The organism is Streptomyces sp. NPDC060198, from assembly GCF_042728415.1.
Lineage (GTDB): Bacteria > Actinomycetota > Actinomycetes > Streptomycetales > Streptomycetaceae > Streptomyces.
This window is the reverse complement of record NZ_JBHWZJ010000507.1, coordinates 1-4,105: the sequence shown is the minus strand read 5'-3', so window position 1 is coordinate 4,105 and position 4,105 is coordinate 1. Positions and strand designations below refer to the sequence as shown.

Annotated in this window: 3 protein-coding genes; 2 read left to right on the top strand and 1 reads right to left on the bottom strand. The window is 74.9% G+C overall.

What is annotated here, in order from left to right; genetic code table 11:
• On the top strand, window positions 1-2,376 hold a 2,376-nt coding region (locus tag ACFWEP_RS32530), incomplete at its 5' end, for an AAA family ATPase (RefSeq protein WP_387375578.1).
• Between the two features lie 224 nt (window positions 2,377-2,600).
• On the top strand, window positions 2,601-3,671 hold the full coding sequence (locus ACFWEP_RS32525; RefSeq protein ID WP_387375576.1) for a S8 family serine peptidase: 1,071 nt from the start codon (window positions 2,601-2,603) through the stop codon (window positions 3,669-3,671).
• A gap of 32 nt (window positions 3,672-3,703) precedes the next feature.
• Here the strand turns inward: ACFWEP_RS32525 and ACFWEP_RS32520 are convergent.
• Window positions 3,704-4,105, bottom strand: a 402-nt coding sequence (locus ACFWEP_RS32520; RefSeq protein ID WP_387375574.1) for a pyridoxal-phosphate dependent enzyme, incomplete at its 5' end; no start/stop codon positions are given.

The window sequence follows — 4,105 nt, the reverse complement described above, 5'->3', positions numbered from 1 at the left end:
GTACGGGACGGCTCGGCGCCCGCTCTGCTGCGTACCGCGATCGTCGGCGGCAGGTCCGAGGGCGTCGTCGTCGAAGGCGAGGCCGCCCCCCGGCTCGACACCGTCACTGTCGAGGGACCCGCCGGGCACGGCATCGTGGTCGCCGGTGCCGACCCTTCACTGCGCGGTGTGGACGTCACCGGGAGCGGCGGCCACGGACTGTACTTCCGCGACGGCGCGCGGGGCACGGTCGAGGACGGCACCGTCACCGGGGCGGGCGGCTGCGGAGCCCTGGCCGAGGCGTCCCGTCCGGTGTTCCAGGGCGCGGTGCTCCGCGACTGCTCCGCTTCGGGGCTGCGGGTGACCGGCGAGGCGGCCGTCACACTGACCGCGGTGACGGTCGAGAACGCCGGATCGGAAGGCATCACGGTGGAGGGGCCGGCCGAACTGGTCGCTGTCGGCAGCCGGGTGAGCGGCAGCCGGACCCACGGGGTGCTGATCGGACCGGGAGCCACCGCCGGGATGAACGACTGCCACCTGGGAGGGTCCGGCGGTGACGGCCTGCGGGTCGCGAGCGCAAGGCCCGTACGCGTCACCCGGTGCACGGTCGCCGGCAACCGCGCGGCCGGTGTGCGGCAGACCGCTCCCGACGGGCTGCTGGCCGCCGACGACCTGGACAGCCGGGACAACGGCGAGCCCGACGTGCTCGGCGCACGCGGCGACGGCGCCGACCGGGACGAGGCGCCCGAGCAGGACGCTGTTGCCCGGTCCCTCGACGCCCTGGACGAACTCGTCGGACTCCGGCAGGTCAAGGAGCAGGTCGCGATCCTGGTGAACCTGAGCAAGCTGGCCCGGCGGCGGCGGGAGATGGGCCTCCCCGTGCCCGCCACCGTCCGCCACCTGGTCTTCGCGGGACCCCCCGGTACGGGCAAGACGACCGTCGCCCGGCTGTACGCCTCGATCCTCGGCGGGCTCGGCGTGCTGCGCTCGGGCCATCTGGTGGAGGCCGCCCGCGCGGACCTGGTGGGCGAGTTCGTGGGCAGCACGGCGCTGCGGACCACCAAGCTGTTCGAACGAGCCCTGGGCGGAGTCCTGTTCGTCGACGAGGCGTACACCCTGTCCGCCGAGGCCGGCTCGGGCGGGGCCGACTTCGGCCGGGAGGCCATCGACACCCTGGTGAAACTCATGGAGGACCACCGCGACGACGTGGTCGTCATCGTCGCGGGCTACTCCGGCCGGATGAGGTCGTTCCTGGAGTCCAACCCCGGCCTCGGCTCGCGCTTCGGGAGGACCGTCGAATTCGAGAACTACGAGGTGGACGAGTTGGTGACGATCGTCGAAACGCTCTGTGCGCGCAGCCGGCTGACGCTGCCGGAGGACACCCGGCGCGCCCTCGTACCGCACTTCGCCCGGATGACGCGCGACGAGTCCTTCGGCAACGCCCGGGAGGCGCGGCGGACCTTCGAGGAGATGGTGGACAGGCAGGCACTCAGGCTCGCCGGGAACGAGACGGTGTCGGAGGAGGAGCTGTCGCTGCTGCTGCCGTCGGACGTCGGGGAGGCCGCGGCGGCAGCAGCGGGGGGCGGCGGGGAACGCCTGGAGGCCGTCCTCGGCCGGCTGTCCGCACTGACGGGGCTGGCCGGCGTGAAGAGCGAGGTCCAGGACCTGGTGAACCTCCTGACCACCGCCCGCAGGCGCCGGGAGAACGGGCTGCCCGCACCGGCGATCGGCCACCACCTGGTGTTCACGGGACCGCCCGGTACGGGCAAGACCTCCGTGGCCCGCCTGTACGGGGAACTGCTCGGAGCCCTGGACGTACTGCCTCGCGGGCAACTGGTGGAGGTCGCCCGCGCCGACCTGGTCGGGCGGTATGTCGGCCACACGGCGCAGCTCACCGCGGAGGCCTTCGGACGGGCGCGGGGTGGGGTGCTCTTCGTCGACGAGGCGTACACCCTGACCCCCGAGGGAGCCGGCGGTTCGGACTTCGGCCGGGAGGCGGTCGACACCCTGCTGAAGCTGATGGAGGACCACCGCGACGACACGGCGGTGGTGGTCGCCGGGTACGGCCCCGAGATGGAGCGCTTCCTGGCCTCCAACCCCGGTCTGGCCTCGCGTTTCGGCCGCAGCGTGCCCTTCGCCTCCTACGACGCCGACGAACTCGTCGACATCGTCACCGGGATGTGCGCGCGGGAGAAGTACGTCTGCGCGCCCAGGACGCTGGAGCTGCTGCGCGCGCACTTCGCCGGCGTGGAGCGCGGACCGGCCTTCGGCAACGCCCGGTACGCGCGCACGGTGCTGGAGCGGATGCTCACGCGCCAGGCGGGCCGGCTCGGCGCGATGCCGGAGGCGACGGTGGAGGATCTCAGCACCCTGCTGCCCGAGGACCTCGCGTGCTGATCCCAGGACCGGGCCGCCGTGCGGGGGGAGCGGTCCCGCAGGCGAGCCGGTCGCGCGCGACCCGAACCCTCGCGACCTGCCCCTTCGTGATCAGGCTCCCCACGATCGGGCTTCTCACGATCGGGCTTCTGGCCGCCGTGGGGGCGTCTCCCGCCGTCGCGGAAGGGCGGGACGACGAGCCCCTGCCCGTGGTGAGCTCGCTGTCACCCGGGAGCGGCGGGTGCGTGGAACCGTCCCGCCGGAAGGTGGAGAGCGCGCCCTGGCCCCAGGGATACGTCGGCTACACCCGGGCCTGGGATTACACCCGCGGTGACGGCGTCCTGGTCGCCGTGGTGGACACGGGCGTGGACGCCACCCGTTCCCCCGCCCTGGCCGGCCGGGTCGAGGCGGGTCCCGATCTGGACGGCGGGTCGGACCGGGGCGGCGGCAAGGACTGCGCGGGCCACGGGACGTTCGTGGCGGGACTGATCGCGGCAGCCCCGCGCGAGGGTACGGGCTTCGCCGGGGTGGCTCCCGGGGCGCGGGTGCTGGGCATCCGGGTCACCGGCGACGACGGCGTGGCACCGGCCGACCGGGTGGCGGCCGGAATTCGCGCCGCCGTCGCGCGCGGGGCGCGGATCGTCGCCGTGCCGCTCGCCCTGGCGCGCGGCAGCGGCGCGCTGGCCTCGGCTGTCGAGGCGGCCCGGAGCGCCGGCAGCGTGGTGGTGGCGCCCGCCTACGCCACCCTGCGAGACCCGGGGGCCGAGGAGACGGCCGCTCCTGCCGCGTTCCCGGCCGCCCTGCCCGGAGTGCTGGCGGTCGCCGCGGTGGTACCGGGCGGCACGCCCGACCGCACGATCGTCCCGCAGACCGCCCCCGACATCGCGGCGCCCGGCGGCTCGGTGATGAGCGTGGGCCCGGGTGGGGGCCATGTCACCGGCAGCGGGGCCGACTTGGCGACGGGATTCGTAGCCGGGACGGCGGCGCTGGTGGCCGCCGCCCACCCGGAAGCCGGGGCGTCGGAGATCGCGGCCAGGATTCTCGCGTCGGCCTACCGGATGCCCGCGGTGGCCGGGGGGCTCGTAGGCGCCGGCACGATCGACCCGGTGGCGGCGGTCACGGCCCCCCGGCCGTCCGCCGTACCAGCGGCGCCGGCCCGCCCGGTCGCGCTGCCCCCGCCGACCCCGACGCGTGCCCATGCCACCGCGGTCGCCCTGGCCTCGGCCGTCGCCGCGGCGGTGGCCGCCCTGGGACTCGGCGTCTTCACGGTGAGCCGGGCCCGGCGGCGGGGATGGCGGCCCGGCACGGGGCCGTGACGGGGCCGGAACCGGCCGTCCCTCCGCAGCTTTCAGCCCAGCGGTGGTACGGCCGGGGAAGCCGCGAGCAGTTCCTCTCCTTCCCGCGGCTCCTTCTTCGTCAGCGCCTCTTCCCCTTCCACCGGCTCCTCCCCTTCCAGCAGGCCGAGCTGGCGCAGCCAGTCGTCGTCGAAGACCTTGGAGAGGTAGTTGCGACCCGAATCCGGCAGCAGGACGACGACCAGGTCGTCCGGCCCGAGACCGGCCGCCACCCGCAGGGCTCCGGCCACCGCGGTACCGGCGGAGCCGCCGACCAGCAGTCCTTCCTCACGGGCCAGGCGCCGGGCGGTCAGCAGCGAGTCCCGGTCGCTGATCCGCTCGTAGCGGTCGACCACCGAGGGGTGGAAGGACGCGGGCCAGCTGTCGTCCACCGTATCCGGATGACGGAAGTAGCC